Source organism: Rhodococcus sp. WAY2 (assembly GCF_009859915.1).
GTDB classification, from domain to species: domain Bacteria; phylum Actinomycetota; class Actinomycetes; order Mycobacteriales; family Mycobacteriaceae; genus Rhodococcus_F; species Rhodococcus_F oxybenzonivorans.
Map to the genome: position 1 here is coordinate 2,276,587 of NZ_CP046572.1, position 14,055 is coordinate 2,290,641.

The window sequence follows — 14,055 nt, forward strand, 5'->3', positions numbered from 1 at the left end:
GCGCCGCCGAGACCGCCGCGACCCATTTTGTACTCGTCACTGATTGCGCTGTAGCGTCAATTCCGCGAGGGTCCGAGCCCCCGCACAAGGATCGCCCGTACCCGAACGGTTCTGCACCCACCAGGTGATCACCCCGGAGTAGGCGGCGGTGATTCCGCACGTCGCACTGTCACCTGGCCGCCGGGCGGTGAAGGCCGACGCACCTGCGACGGAGGTGGTCTCCACCTGGTACCCGAGCCGATCGGCGACATCACGCTCGCGCTGCAGCGAGTTGTTCTCGAACCAGCCGAACGTCACGTCGAGGGAACCGGCGTGCGACAACACCGTCCACATGCAGACAGCGCCGTAGAAGTACTGATCGATTCCGTCACCGCCGAGCACCTCCGCGATCTTCTCGTTCGGGACCGCCTCACACTCGCGCAGCAGCTTGTCGAATCGGTCGGAGCCACCGACGCTCATACCTGCACCTTCAGGGAGGGGAGTGCCGGTGATCGAGTTACCGCACCCGGTAAGCAGGAGCACTGCCGCGACAACGGCGGCGAATGTGCGGACGGCCCTCATTTCGCCTTCTTCAGAGTGAGGTCGACGAGAGCGGTAGGAGCTGCGCACGGATCGGACGGTGTGACGCCGACGCCGTACCGGACCAGCCAGTGCACGAAATCCGCCCCCGTCGCCACCGCCACCTCGCAGAATCCCTCGTTCTGTGAGGAAAACCCCCGATGCCCGGCGATGTCGAGGTCGTGGACCTCGTGCCCGATTCCCTGCGCCACCGACCGTTCCCGGTCGATCGGGCTGCCGCGGTACCAGGTGAACATCACATATCGGGCTCCGCCGTCGGCCTCCCAGCGGCATTTGATTCCATTGCGGGACACGGGCGTGAGCCCGGACATCCCCGCCCGCTCGTAGACCTCGCCGTCGGTGAGTGAGCCGCACTCGCCCACGAAGGCTCCCGGCCGGGCGGCCGTCGACGTCCGCGGAAGGGTGTCCGGCATGCCGGCATCGTCACCGTTTCCTGATGCGCAGCCGACCAGTGTGAGGGCGGCGGCAGCGGCACACATGCCACGGACGGCCAGACGCTCCGACTCAGACGAGCTCCGCATAGCTCGGATTCTCGGCGATGTAATGCTCGACGTACGAGCAGGACGGAACCACGGAGAAGCCACGATCCTTCGTGTCGTCCAGGGCAGCTTTGACCAGTTGAGCGGCCAATCCCTGCCCCCGGAACTGCGGGTAGGTGACGGTGTGGTGGAAGTCGCGGACACCGTTCCTCTCGGCGTAATCGGCGTACCCGGCGAGCTGACCGTCGAGGAAGATCTCGAACCGGGACTCGGACACGTCGTGCTCTACCTTGACCGCCACAACCACTCCTCTGTTCGCATCGAGCGTGCAGTGCTGCGCACACTCGCAGATTACCGTCAGTCGGCGAGGTTGGTGCGCAGGAGCATGACGTTGTAGTCGGACCAGGTGGTGGCGAGGAAGTACAGATCCGACCCCTTCGACCACGGATGCATGTAGGCGCCGTACAGCTCGGGCACGTCGCGGCTGCTCACCAACACTTCCGGTGCACTCCAGCCGGATTCGAGCCGATCGGACCGCCGCATGACCACCGAGTTGCCGGCGTCCGTGTACATCGCGACGAACTGGCCGAGGTACTCGTTGAACTGCACGGACAGCTCGCTGACGGGCCCTGGGATCACGGGGGCGGCAAGGGCGGCATTCGCCTTCACCCATGCCTTGCCGTCCCAGTACTCGTACGCGGTGAGGTTTCGAATCTCCGCTTCCGGCACCCGCGACAACCGTGCGTCACCCGAACGGCCGGACGGCGTGCCGAAGGCGTAGACGAAACCGTCGTGTTTGACGTAGGAGCCCATCTGGAAGTTCTCGGCACCGGTGCCGGGCACATTGGGACGCAGGGTCAGCGGATCCGTGACCCAGTTCTCGCCGTTGTCGACGGAGTACGCGATTCCCGACGCGTTGGTGTCCCATTCGCCGGGAGCGCCCCAGCTCCGCACGGACATGTAATTGATGTACTGCACGGGACCCACCGAAATGCCGGTGGTGGGGATGACAGTTTGCTCGACGCCCGGAATCTTCTTGCTCTGGATGATTTCCTTGGAATGATTCGGGCGGTCCACGGGCGAGTTGTCGATACTCATACCGTTGGCGAGATCGCGGTCGCTGCTGCGAAGCAGAATGTTGCTGCGCCAGTCGCCGACGAGCCCGCACAGGGGATTGTCGCTGAGGCCGACCGTATCGCCGAAGGCGGTGAGAACCTGGCCGGCTCCGTTGTCCCACATGATGCCGAGGTCGGTTCCGAGGACGCTGAATCGGAAGATCGTGTCGTTGGGACTGCGGGGCCCGGTGATGTGTGCGACGGCCTGCGTGTGGCCGCGTAGTTCGGGAAGGCGGCCGTCGCTGCCGTTCAGCCATGGAATCGGATTGATATCGTTGTTCGAGCTCGAACCCAGGCTGCCTGATCCGAGGCACGGCGCCGCCGTCGCGACGGAGGGTGACCACGCGAAAAACGTGCAGCTAGACGCCAATAGGGCGGGCATGGCCAGTGAAACGACACGGCGGAGCTTGGTCACGGGCGCACCTCTCTGCGACATTTCGAGCAGGTCCGGTCACGCTAGCAACACCTCAGCTGTCACACCAGCCCCTTGCATAACCATTTGGGTACCGTGACGGCCGCGGATACCTACAGAATGGCGCCCGGGTTGAGGATTCCCAGAGGATCGAGCGCCTGCTTCACCCGGGCCGTCACATCCATGACGTCCTTACCCACTTGGTCGGGAAGCCACGCCTTCTTCAGCCTTCCCACCCCGTGTTCACCGGTGATCGTTCCCCCGAGGGAAATGGCGAGATCCATGATCTCGCCGAACGCGAGCCGGGCCCGTGCCGCCATCGCGGCATCCGCGGGATCGAACACGATGAGTGGATGCGTATTGCCGTCGCCGGCATGAGCAATGACGGCGATCAGCACATTTCGTGTCCGTGCGATGGACGCAATGCCTTCGACCAGCGCGGGCAGCTTCGGCAGTGGGACTCCGACGTCCTCGAGGAGAAGGCTTCCGAGTCGCTCCACTGCGGGAATGGCGAATCGCCTTGCCGCTGCGAAGGCTTCGCCCTCCTCGGGATCGTCGGTGGTGAACACCTCTGACGCGCCGCTCACGGTGCAGGCGTCGGCCATGAGCGAGATCTCCTCCGAGGCAATCGCCCCCGGTGCATCCGAGCGGGCGATGAGCATGGCTTCTGCAGTCCGGTCCAGGCCCATCTTCAGCGCATCCTCGACGGCGCCGATCGTCGTGCGGTCCATGAACTCCAGCATCGACGGGCGCAGCGAGCGCGTGATGGCCAGCACGGTGTCGGCGGCCGCCTGCACCGACGCGAACGTCGCGACCAAGGTGCACGACGGCGGTTGCGCCGGGATCAGTCTGAGGGTTACCTCGGTGACGACTCCGAGCGTGCCCTCACTGCCGACGAAAAGTTTGGTCAGCGACAGTCCGGCGACATCCTTGAGGCGGGGTCCGCCCAACCGCACCGCCGTTCCGTCCGCAAGCACCACTTGGAGGCCGAGCACGTAGTCGGTGGTGACCCCGTACTTCACGCAGCACAGCCCGCCGGCGTTGGTCGCCACGTTGCCGCCGATGGTGCACATCTCGAACGAGGACGGGTCGGGCGGATACCACAACCCATGTTCCGCGGCCGCCGCCTTGACCTCGGCGTTGAGCAGGCCGGGCTGGGCGACGGCGATACGGGTGACGGGGTCGACGTCGATCCGGCGCATCCGCTCGGTACTGACGACGACGCTGTCCCGTACCGCGGTGGCACCTCCGCTGAGACCCGAACCGGCCCCGCGGGGGATCACCGGGACCCGATGTCTGCCGGCCCAGCGCAGCACCGCCTGGACCTCCTCGGTGCGCGTCGGCCGTGCAACGGCGGCGGGCAGGACAGCGTCCGGGTCGCGTGCCCAGTCGTGGCTGTAGGACGCGAGAAGATCCGGATCGGTGAGCAGGCATCCATGGGGGAGGGCAGCGTCGAGTTCCGCGAGAACGTCCGGTGCGATCGTCATGTTGTGCTCCTCGCGGGCGGTGGCGGCGTACCCGACGGTAGCGCCGCCCAGACTGGACTGCACCCGATTTGGTCGAGCGTCCAACTGAACCGATTCGGAGGCTTCCCTTCAGATATGGCCTCAACCTGGACGTTCAGTACAGGTCGGGGCGGGTCTCGACCGCTCAACTTGTTACCGACGCGTACGAGTCCCACTATGTGAGAACAGGGGTGTTAATTTTTTTGCCTTGGACGACGGAGGGGTATAGAACCCTCCCGTGCGGGAAACCTGCAGGTAGTCGCGCCTCGGGGCAAATTCGGGCTTGGGAGTTTTCGATGTAACTCAGGTCACATTCGTCACTCTGTTACCGGATCGTATCGAGGGGGCAATGCAAAAAAGCACTTTCCCGGGTTAGCGTTCTGCATCGTCAAACACCGGCGAGGCGTTACACCCAAACGGAGAATCTCACGAAATGTGAGTCAGATCGCAACTTGGGGCCGGTTTTGCCGCACCGACCCCGGAAGGACCCGCACGATGCACGCACTCCACCGAGACCCCAGCAGCTACATTTCCGCGATGTTCTCGTACGAGTTCATCGACGGTGGTATCGACTACGACTCCATCGAACAGATTCACCGCGGGGAATTCGATGAGTGGGTCTTCGCCCTGGCCGGCTCGGGATTGTTCACGAACGACGAAGTTCGCGCGATGGTCACCGAGTGGAGTCTGAACCCCAAGGTTCTCCTCAACACCCTGCTCGCCGACGCCGATGAGGTCACCGCCAAGCGCTGCGAGGTCACCTGGGCAGCACTCGACCGCGTCGCCCCGTTCGCGCCGTCGATGCCCGTCGCCGTCTTCGGCTGACGTCCTCCTGGCGTCTCCGCAACTGGCACGCGCGGTGTTTCGTCACATGAGCTCGGTGGACTCTCCGTCCACCACGATTGCCTGTTCGTCCGTCAGCGTGCGGTACTCGATTCCCGCGACACGCAACGCGGCGACGGTACGCCGGACAGCGGCCGCGTCTTCCAGGGGCACCGTCTCTTCGCCGCCTGAGGGCGTCGCAGGCGGGTGATGCGGCACGATCGCGAATGGCACCACCCCGAGGCCTTCCCAGATCGGCTGCATGCCGCAGGTCCCGAAAACCTCCGACGGGTCATCGGAGGAGTCGAGACCGCGCAACGTCGGTGTCATGACGCAGGCGCCCGCGCTGTATCCGGCGTAGACGAGCGAATCGTTTCTCAGCAGGTCGCGAAGAACATCGTCCGCACCACTACGCGCCATCTGGGCACGCAGGACGAACGTGTTTCCGCCCCGCACCCAGAGCATGCCGAATCCCGCCAGCCGATCTCGCAGCCCGCTCGTGCCGCCGTTCTGCGTTCCGATGTAGTCGCGAAGATCGACTTCCTCCGGCGAGAACCCCAGGCGCCGCAGCGGCGCCACATCACTGACCACCGCTGAGGCGCGGGCGGACGGTGGCCAGGCGTCGGCTGCTGCCGCGATCACACCCACCCGTCCCGGCTTTCCGACGAGCGACATCAGCGGTGCGGGGTCGGCTCCGAACCGGTAGGACGACAGGAACAAGCGCATCGCGGTCAGATCGTGAAAGTGAGATTGTCGACGATCTGCTTGCCGACGGCGGTGTCACCGCCGAGGGTGATGGCGTCGCGGTGATCCGCGGCCTTCACCCGGCCCCCGGCAAGACGGGTGAACAGCCGGGAGTCGAGTGTGATCGTCGTGGTGGCGTCGCCCGGCAACTCGTCCACCACCGCTGCGCGCCCGTCGACGGCGACGTGGATTTCTCTCGCGAGCGGACCAGTCAACTCGAGGGCGATGCGCGAGCCCGACGGCGCCTTGCCACGCTTTCCGACGAGGAACCCGACCGCTCCCATGATCTCCTCGAACGCGGTGTCACCGCGGACTCCGCCCTCGTCCCCGGCAACACCCAGCGCGTCGCGGATGTCGAGTTCGTGCATCCAGCAATCGAACACGCGGACGCGCATGAACCGGATATAGGGTGCTGGGCCGACCGGTGTGGCGGTCTCGGCGTCTAACATCTCATCCGTCATCTGCGCCAGTTCGGAGCGCCTGCGCTCGGTGATGTCCCGGAAGCGGTCGAGCATCTCGGTGCCGGGCCGCCCGCGCAGTCCCTCTACCCACCGTTCGTTGAACGCTCCGATCTCGTTGCGCACATGCGCGAATCCGTGGACATCGACGGTGGTGTGCGGTGCCGGTATCCCCGCGAGCATCGATTCGGTACCGATCAGGTGGGCGGTGACGTCGTGCACGGTCCACCCGGGCAGGGGGGTGGGCGTGAACCAGTCGTCACCCGTCACCGAGGACAGCAACTGGTCGAGCACGTCCCATTCTTCGAACAGCGCGTCGAGTATCCGTTCCTTCTGTAGGGCAGTCACGTCTGATGGCCCTCCTCTCGCTTCAACTGTAGGACCTTGCCGGGTGGTGGCCCGGTGTTTTGGCCACGGGAAAGTCTGCGGCCGGTGAGCGTGAACGGGCCCCGTCCGCGGATGCCTGTGGTAGACCGATGATGAGAATCTCCATTAACAAAGGAGCGTGGATGTTTCCCGGAAATTTTGTCGCCACCACCCCGGACAAGCCGGCCGTCGTCCGGCCGTCGACGGGGGAGCAGCTCACCTACCGGCAGCTGGATGAGCGGTCCATCCGGTTGGCGCGACACCTGCGTGGGCTCGGCCTGAAGGTCGGGGATCACCTGGCTCTGGTGTCGAGCAACGACCTCCGTGTTCTGGAGGTCTACTGGGCGGCCCTGCGATCGGGCCTCTACATCACCGTGGTGAACTGGCACCTCACCGCGGACGAAGCCGGCTACGTCGTGAACGACTGCGGAGCCGCCGTTCTCATCGCCTCGGCTGATGCGGCACTGGCAATTCCCGCCGACCCGGCCCAGTTGCCCGGCGTCCGGCACCGGCTCGTCTACGGCGGTGAACTGGACGGCTTCGACAGCTACGACGCGGCGGTGGCGGCGCAGTCCGGCGACCCACTGGAGACGCAACCTCGTGGGCGGGACATGCTCTACTCGTCGGGTACCACCGGCAGGCCGAAGGGAATCAAACCCGCACTGCCGGAAGGTGAAGTCGACTCGACGACGGACCCGTACACGGCGGTGTTCGCGCCCATGTACGGATTCGACGCGGACACCGTCTACCTGTGCCCCGCGCCGCTGTATCACGCGGCGCCCCTCCGCTTCTGCGGCACCATCACGTCCGTCGGCGGAACCATCATCCTCATGGACAGGTTCGACGCAGAGGAGGCGTTGCGCCTGATCGAGAAGTACGAGGTGACGCACAGTCAGTGGGTTCCCACCATGTTCGTGCGAATGCTCAAGTTGCCGAATGAAGTTCGCGAGAAGTTCGACGTGTCGAGTCTGAAGGTGGCGATTCATGCGGCAGCCCCCTGTCCGCCCGAGGTGAAGCGTGCGATGATCGACTGGTGGGGCCCGGTGATCCACGAGTACTACGCCTCCACCGAAGGTGCCGGCGCCACGTTCATCGACAGTGCGCAGGCACTCGCCAAGCCGGGATCCGTCGGGCACGACGGGGTGATGGGCATCGTGCACATCTGCGACGACACCGGTGCGGAGCTGCCCACCGGTGAGATCGGAACGGTGTACTGGGAGCGCGAGGAGCGGCCGTTCGAATACCACAACGACCCGGCCAAGACCGAATCCGCAACGCATCCCAGTCATCCGACGTGGACCACTAGCGGTGACATCGGATACCTCGACGACGATCGGTTTCTGTACCTCACGGACCGGGCGGCCTTCATGATCATCTCCGGCGGGGTGAACATCTACCCGCAGGAGTCCGAGAACATTCTCACCATGCATCCCAAGGTCTTCGACGTCGCGGTGATCGGTGTGCCGGACGAGGAAATGGGCGAACAGGTCAAGGCTGTGGTCCAACTCGTCGACGATGTGGAGCCCTCGGATGCGGTCGCCCGTGAACTACTGGACTACGTGCGGGACCGGGTGACGCACTTCAAGGCGCCTCGGAGCATCGATTTCTCGGACGACCTGCCGCGCACGCCCACGGGCAAACTCGTCAAGCACAAGCTGCGGGCACGGTATCTCGCGGGGGCGAAGACAATTGGCTGATCAGAGAGTCCCCGCGTTACTACGCGCGGGGACTCTCGGCGTCCGTTCTCGTGGAACGACGGCGGGAGACTGCGTACAACACGACTCCGACGGCAAGGAGTAGCGCCGCACGCAGCCAGGTGGCCGCGCCCTGCTGGGTGAGCAACGCCACGCAGGTGACGAGGGCGAGGATCGGAAATATCGTCGGGGCCCGGAAGTGGCGGTGCTCCACCGCATCACGACGCAACACCAGGACCGCGATGTTGGTGCTGATGAAGACGACGAGCAGCAGCAGAACCACCGTCTCCGCCAAGGCCGACAGCGAACCGGTGACGCACAGAGCCATGGCTACGGCAGTGGTCGCCACAATCGCCACCCAGGGAGTCCGTCGCCGCGGGAGAACCCGTGCGAACGGACGCGGAAGCAGTCCCTCGGACGCCATTCCATACGTGAGCCTGCTTGCCATGATCATCGTCAGCAGTGCGCCGTTCGCGACGGCGACGAGCGCGATCAGACTGAACAGGCGAGGTGGAACGCCGACGTCGGCGGCGGAGACCACTGCCAGCAGCGGGCCGGACGATGCGGCGAGTTCGCCGGCGGGTAGGACCACCGAGACTGCCAGTCCGACGAGGACATAGACGGCGCCCGCCGTCAGCAACGCTCCGAACAACGCCCGCGGGTACACCGTGCGCACGTTGGTCACCTCTTCGGCGACGTTCGCGGACGTCTCGAACCCCACGAACGAGTAGTAGGCGAGCAGTGCGGCGGCCAGCACCGCGAGCGCCGGCGAACGGCTTTCGTCGAATTCGACCACCCGGCCCAGGGTGCCGTCACCACGTCCGAGCACGATGCCGGCCAGAACCACCACCAGGACCAGGCCGGTGACCTCCACCACCGTCATGACGACATTGGCGCGCACCGACTCCTTGATCCCCCGGGCGTTGAGCAATCCCACGAGGAGAAGGAACACGAGTGCCGCCGGGACGGTCGGCACATCGACGAACGCGGCGAGGTAATCGCCGGAGAATGCGAGTGCGAGCCCCGCTGCGCTCGTGACTCCGGCGGCGAGCATCGAGAACCCGACGAGGAACGAGATCAGCGGTGTCCGATACGCCCGCTGGGCGAACACCGCCGCCCCACCGGCGCGCGGATACTTGGTGACCAGTTCGGCATACGAGGTCGCCGTCAGCAACGCCATCACCAGTGCCAGCAGCAACGGCACCCAGACTGCGCCGCCCACCTCGCCGGCGATGACCCCCACCAACGCGTAGATTCCGGCACCCAGCACGTCGCCGAGAATGAAGACGAAGAGGAGCGGGCCCGTGATCGCGCGGGCGAGAGGGGTCCCGTGTCCGGCGTCCTCGTCGAGGTGCTCGGCATCTCCCTCGTTCACTGGCCGGGCGGCGCGTCGCATCTGCAAGGTTCATCCCGTCTGCCACGGTGACGTGCCGCCACCTCAGGTGCAGTCATGTACCCCCGAGACACGGTCCCAAACTGAGGACAGTTACGCGGTCCGTTCGCACCCGCACCGTGGACACCGCGGTGCCGTCCGGTCCGTCAGGAACAGTCCGCAGTCGGGGCAGACACGGTCGAGCCAGCACACGGAGTCGCCGCCCAGGTCCTCGTCCGTAAGGTCGCCGGGGTCCCCCTCGCCCGTCACAGCTGACCGCGCAGATAGTCGGCAAGGACTTCCGCATGACTGTGGGTGACGTCCTTGGTGGCGGTCAAGAGAACGATGGGGCGTCCGTGCGCGAGCTCCCGAACCCTCGCGACAGCCTTGCGTCCCGGCGGGGAGTCCAGCTCGGACACGTACCGTTCCCGGAACTCGCCGAATGCGGCGACGTCGTGTGAGTACCAATGGCGAAGCTCGGTCGAGGGTGCGAGATCACGGGCCCAGTCGTCGAAGTGAAACGCATCCTTACGGAGGCCGCGCGGCCAGAGGCGGTCGACGAAGAGCCGGAGTCCGTCGCCGTCGGTGGGGTGGTCGTAGACCCGTTCCACCACCACTGGTGAGTCGACGTCCGTCTCCGGACGTCCCTGTCGTTTGTGCATCACCGAACCTCCGCTTCTGTGCGGGTTTCTCTCCTCACCCTACGACGCGGCCGTGTGTGACTGGCCTCACAAACTAGAGGAAAGGTGGGTGAGAACGGCTGTTCGGACTCGATTCAGACAGACTCCGGCCGGCTTCTCTGTTCACTACGTCACGCGGTCTCTGGCTATCATCAGCTGAAATCAGTCGAGGCTGGGGACATATTCCGCTCATCAACGGTTGGTTGCCGCTCGTCGCGGCATGCAGACCATCTACCGCAGGAAGTCGATAAATGGATACATCGCAGAGCGCGGCGCAGCCGCGCCCGACGGTTGGCGTTCCTCGTGAGTCGAACGAGGGCGAACGTCGGGTAGCGCTGGTGCCGAAGATCGTGGCCGCATTGACGGGTAAGGGTGTCGATGTGGTGGTCGAGTCGGGTGCCGGATTGGGCGCACTGATCCCGGACGAATTGTACGTCGGGGCGGGCGCCAAGATCGGCGATCCGTGGTCGGCGGACGTGATCGTGAAGGTCGCGCCGCCGTCGGACGAGGAAGTGGGCCGGCTGCATGCCGGGCAGACGTTGATCGGGTTCCTCGCCCCCCGCAATCAGGACAACCAGGTCGCCGCGCTGAAGTCGGCGGGGGTGCAGGCGTTCGCGGTCGAGGCGATCCCGCGGATTTCCCGCGCCCAGGTGATGGACGCGCTCTCCTCGCAGGCGAACGTGGCCGGATACAAGGCGGTGCTGCTCGCGGCGTCGGAGTCGACTCGGTTCTTCCCGATGCTCACCACCGCGGCCGGTACCGTCAAACCCGCGACCGTGCTGGTGCTCGGTGTCGGTGTCGCCGGCCTGCAGGCATTGGCGACGGCGAAGCGGCTCGGTGGCCGGGCCACCGGCTACGACGTGCGCCCGGAGGTGGCCGATCAGGTTCGCTCGGTCGGTGCGCAGTGGCTCGATCTCGGGATCGACGCCGCCGGTGAAGGCGGGTACGCCCGTGAACTCACCGAAGCTGAGCGCGCGCAGCAGCAGCAGGCGCTCGAGGACGCGATCAAGGGCTTCGACGTCGTCATCACCACCGCCCTGGTGCCGGGACGTCCGGCCCCCCGGTTGGTGACCGCCGCCGCGGTGGAGGGCATGAAACCCGGCTCCGTGGTGGTCGACCTGGCCGGAGAGACCGGCGGTAACTGCGAGCTCACCGAACCCGGTCAGACCGTGGTCAAGCACGGGGTGACGATCTGCTCGCCGCTGAACCTGCCCGCGTCGATGCCCGAGCACGCCTCGGAGCTGTACTCGAAGAACATCTCCGCGCTGCTCGAGTTGATGTTGGTCGAAGGCCGGTTGGCCCCCGATTTCTCGGACGAAGTCCTTGCCGCGTCCTGCGTCACCCGTGAGGAGGGTGTGTCCTAGATGTATACCGAATTGTTGGCGAACATCGCGATCCTGGTGTTGGCCGGGTTCGTGGGGTTCGCGGTGATCTCGAAGGTCCCGAACACGTTGCATACCCCGCTGATGTCGGGGACGAACGCGATCCACGGCATCGTGGTGTTGGGTGCGTTGGTGGTGTTGGGCAAGGTCGACAATCCGCCGTGGGGTCTGCAGGTGATCTTGTTCGTGGCGTTGGTGTTCGGAACGATCAACGTGGTCGGTGGTTTCGTGGTGACCGACCGGATGCTGGGCATGTTCAAGTCCAAGCCCGCTTCTCCCGCCGCTGCTGTCGCTGAGAAGGGTGGGGACAAGTAATGGGATATGTCGTCAACGTGTTGTACATCGTGGCGTTCTCGATGTTCATCTACGGTCTGATGGGTTTGACCGGGCCGAAGACCGCGGTCCGCGGTAACCAGATCGCCGCGGTCGGCATGGGTGTCGCCGTGGTCGCCACCCTGATCGCGATCCGGGACACCTCCAACTGGGTGCTCATCGTCGCCGGTCTGGTGATCGGTGTGGTCCTCGGTGTGCCGCCGGCGTTGCGGACGAAGATGACGGCGATGCCGCAGCTGGTGGCGTTGTTCAACGGGGTCGGCGGCGGCACCGTCGCCCTGATCGCCTACGCCGAATTCCTGGATTCGGACGGGTTCACCGCCTTTCAGCACGGTGAGTCGCCGACCGTACACATCGTGATCGCCTCGCTGTTCGCGGCGATCATCGGATCGATCTCCTTCTGGGGATCGGTGATCGCGTTCCTCAAGCTGCAGGAAACCCTGCCCGGCCGCCCGATCGGCATCGGCCGGTTGCAGCAGCCGCTGAACGCTTTGTTGCTGATCGGCGCGGTCGCGCTCGCGGTGATCATCGGAATCAAGGCGATCGACCCGACCGGGCCCACCGGCCAGTGGTGGATCGTCGGAGTCCTCGTCCTCGCCGCGATCTTGGGGTTGATGGTTGTGCTGCCGATCGGCGGCGCCGACATGCCCGTGGTCATCTCGCTGCTCAACGCGCTCACCGGTCTGTCCGCTGCCGCCGCGGGTCTGGCCCTGAACAATCAGGCGATGATCGTGGCCGGCATGATCGTCGGCGCGTCGGGTTCGATCCTGACGAACCTGATGGCGAAGGCGATGAACCGGTCCATCCCGGCGATCGTGGCCGGCGGGTTCGGTGGCGGCGGGGCTGCCGCGGTCGCCGATGACGGCACGGTGAAGACGGCGAAGTCGACCTCGGCGGCGGACGCGGCGATTCAGATGGCCTACGCCAATCAGGTGATCGTGGTCCCCGGCTACGGGTTGGCCGTCGCGCAGGCCCAGCACGCGGTCAAGGACATGGCCAAGCTGCTCGAGTCGAAGGGGGTCGAGGTCAAGTACGCCATCCACCCGGTCGCCGGCCGGATGCCCGGGCACATGAACGTGCTGCTCGCCGAGGCCGATGTCGAGTACGACGCGATGAAGGAAATGGACGACATCAACGACGAGTTCGCTCGCACCGATGTCACCCTGGTGATCGGGGCGAACGATGTCACCAACCCGGCCGCCCGCAACGACCCGTCCTCGCCAATCCACGGGATGCCCATCCTGAATGTGGATCAGTCGAAGTCGGTGATCGTGCTCAAGCGGTCGATGAACTCCGGGTTCGCCGGCATCGACAACCCGCTGTTCTTCGCCGACACCACCTCCATGCTCTTCGGCGACGCGAAGAAATCCGTCGCCGACGTCACCGAGGAACTCAAAGCCCTGTAGGCCCTCCGGGCTCGTGCGCCTTTCTGGTTGCTGCTGCTACCAGAAAGGCGCACGAGCGGCGGAGCCGCCTAGCGGTGGCGGGAGAAGACAATAGCCGCGGTGTCGGGCCGAAGCGCCTCACGCTCCGCGGCGACGGGGGAGTACAGCATCAGTATCGACGCCAGCGCCCACCAGATCGACGCCACCACAAGGCTCGCGACGAGCCCGTAGACGCTGATCGGTTCGACGAGGGCTGCGGCCCCTGCGACCCCGAGGATCAGAGCGAAGCCCAGTCCAGCGACCACGGGCCGAAATCGGGGCGCCGACACGAGGATCGCCGAGCCGTACAGGGCGGCGACGGCGACGACATGGCCGCTGGGCAGCAGAACGGTGGGTGCATCCGACGCCCACGCCCGGACGGCGGCGCTGGTGAGGTTCGCGCCGAGACAGAGCAACAGGATCGCGCCGATTCCGTACGACAGTTTCCGCACCGTCGCGACCACCGCGAGGACGACGGTCGCGACCAATACGGAGTTGACGTCGACGACACTGATCACCTGGTCCGCGATGGACCGTAACGGCTCCGGGAACGAGAGCGCTGTCGAGGCGGGCTTGACGAGATACAGCGCGCACAGCAACACCACACCTGCCGCCGATAGGGCAAGACGGTGAACGCTGCGGCGCAGCGTGCTGTTCGATTCGGTCACGGTCTCCAGCATGCCAATCCAC

The 14,055-nt window shown here is 65.6% G+C and carries 15 protein-coding genes; 5 read left to right on the plus strand and 10 right to left on the minus strand.

Features of this window, described 5'->3' with window-relative positions; all coding sequences use genetic code 11:
• Positions 1-36: 36 nt before the first annotated feature.
• From GFS60_RS10585 to GFS60_RS10605, 5 genes are all read right to left on the minus strand, one after another.
• Complete coding sequence (locus tag GFS60_RS10585) at positions 37-561, minus strand: DUF3558 domain-containing protein (protein WP_159921058.1); 525 nt, start codon at positions 559-561, stop codon at positions 37-39.
• A complete protein-coding gene (locus GFS60_RS10590) occupies positions 558-1,100 on the minus strand; it encodes a DUF3558 domain-containing protein (RefSeq protein ID WP_159921060.1) in 543 nt (180 codons plus the stop codon). Before GFS60_RS10590 ends, GFS60_RS10585 begins: the two co-directional genes overlap by 4 nt.
• Positions 1,084-1,359 (minus strand): GNAT family N-acetyltransferase, encoded by a 276-nt coding sequence (locus GFS60_RS10595; protein ID WP_109328564.1) that lies wholly within the window; start codon positions 1,357-1,359, stop codon positions 1,084-1,086. The genes GFS60_RS10590 and GFS60_RS10595 overlap by 17 nt, the downstream gene beginning before the upstream one ends.
• Positions 1,360-1,415: 56 nt before the next feature.
• A complete protein-coding gene (locus tag GFS60_RS10600) occupies positions 1,416-2,588 on the minus strand; it encodes a DUF4185 domain-containing protein (RefSeq protein WP_159921062.1) in 1,173 nt (390 codons plus the stop codon).
• Between the two features lie 110 nt (positions 2,589-2,698).
• Positions 2,699-4,072: an FAD-binding oxidoreductase gene (locus GFS60_RS10605; RefSeq protein WP_159921064.1), complete on the minus strand. Its 1,374-nt coding sequence runs from the start codon at positions 4,070-4,072 to the stop codon at positions 2,699-2,701.
• A 513-nt stretch (positions 4,073-4,585) separates the two neighbouring features.
• Between GFS60_RS10605 and GFS60_RS10610 the strand changes: the two genes are divergently transcribed.
• Entirely contained in the window at positions 4,586-4,915 is a 330-nt protein-coding gene (locus tag GFS60_RS10610) for a hypothetical protein (RefSeq protein ID WP_109328568.1), read from the plus strand.
• A gap of 42 nt (positions 4,916-4,957) precedes the next feature.
• Here the strand turns inward: GFS60_RS10610 and GFS60_RS10615 are convergent, their stop codons facing one another.
• Positions 4,958-5,638 (minus strand): Type 1 glutamine amidotransferase-like domain-containing protein, encoded by a 681-nt coding sequence (locus GFS60_RS10615; RefSeq protein ID WP_159921066.1) that lies wholly within the window; start codon positions 5,636-5,638, stop codon positions 4,958-4,960.
• Between the two features lie 5 nt (positions 5,639-5,643).
• Positions 5,644-6,462, minus strand: coding sequence for a maleylpyruvate isomerase family mycothiol-dependent enzyme (locus GFS60_RS10620; RefSeq protein WP_159921068.1), 819 nt, complete (start codon positions 6,460-6,462; stop codon positions 5,644-5,646).
• A 161-nt stretch (positions 6,463-6,623) separates the two neighbouring features.
• Between GFS60_RS10620 and GFS60_RS10625 the strand changes: the two genes are divergently transcribed.
• Positions 6,624-8,177, plus strand: a complete 1,554-nt coding sequence (locus tag GFS60_RS10625) for an AMP-binding protein (protein ID WP_159921070.1) — start codon at positions 6,624-6,626, stop codon at positions 8,175-8,177.
• A gap of 19 nt (positions 8,178-8,196) precedes the next feature.
• Here GFS60_RS10625 and GFS60_RS10630 read toward each other — a convergent pair whose 3' ends face one another.
• Together GFS60_RS10630 and GFS60_RS10635 are read right to left on the minus strand one after the other, a co-directional pair.
• A complete protein-coding gene (locus tag GFS60_RS10630; RefSeq protein WP_442972196.1) occupies positions 8,197-9,570 on the minus strand; it encodes an APC family permease in 1,374 nt (457 codons plus the stop codon).
• A 242-nt stretch (positions 9,571-9,812) separates the two neighbouring features.
• Positions 9,813-10,208 carry a DUF488 domain-containing protein gene (locus GFS60_RS10635; protein WP_159921074.1) on the minus strand — a complete coding sequence of 132 codons (396 nt, stop codon included), beginning with the start codon at positions 10,206-10,208 and terminating at the stop codon, positions 9,813-9,815.
• 269 nt (positions 10,209-10,477) lie between these two features.
• Between GFS60_RS10635 and GFS60_RS10640 the strand changes: the two genes are divergently transcribed.
• The 3 genes from GFS60_RS10640 to GFS60_RS10650 are packed head-to-tail and all read left to right on the plus strand — an operon-like array spanning position 10,478 to position 13,347.
• Entirely contained in the window at positions 10,478-11,590 is a 1,113-nt protein-coding gene (locus GFS60_RS10640) for a Re/Si-specific NAD(P)(+) transhydrogenase subunit alpha (RefSeq protein ID WP_159921076.1), read from the plus strand.
• Positions 11,591-11,923 carry an NAD(P) transhydrogenase subunit alpha gene (locus GFS60_RS10645; protein WP_159921078.1) on the plus strand — a complete coding sequence of 111 codons (333 nt, stop codon included), beginning with the start codon at positions 11,591-11,593 and terminating at the stop codon, positions 11,921-11,923. It abuts the gene before it with no gap.
• Entirely contained in the window at positions 11,923-13,347 is a 1,425-nt protein-coding gene (locus tag GFS60_RS10650) for an NAD(P)(+) transhydrogenase (Re/Si-specific) subunit beta (RefSeq protein ID WP_159921080.1), read from the plus strand. The genes GFS60_RS10645 and GFS60_RS10650 overlap by 1 nt, the downstream gene beginning before the upstream one ends.
• A 68-nt stretch (positions 13,348-13,415) precedes the next feature.
• Here GFS60_RS10650 and GFS60_RS10655 read toward each other — a convergent pair whose 3' ends face one another.
• Complete coding sequence (locus GFS60_RS10655; protein WP_159921082.1) at positions 13,416-14,033, minus strand: hypothetical protein; 618 nt, start codon at positions 14,031-14,033, stop codon at positions 13,416-13,418.
• Positions 14,034-14,055 lie beyond the last annotated feature (22 nt).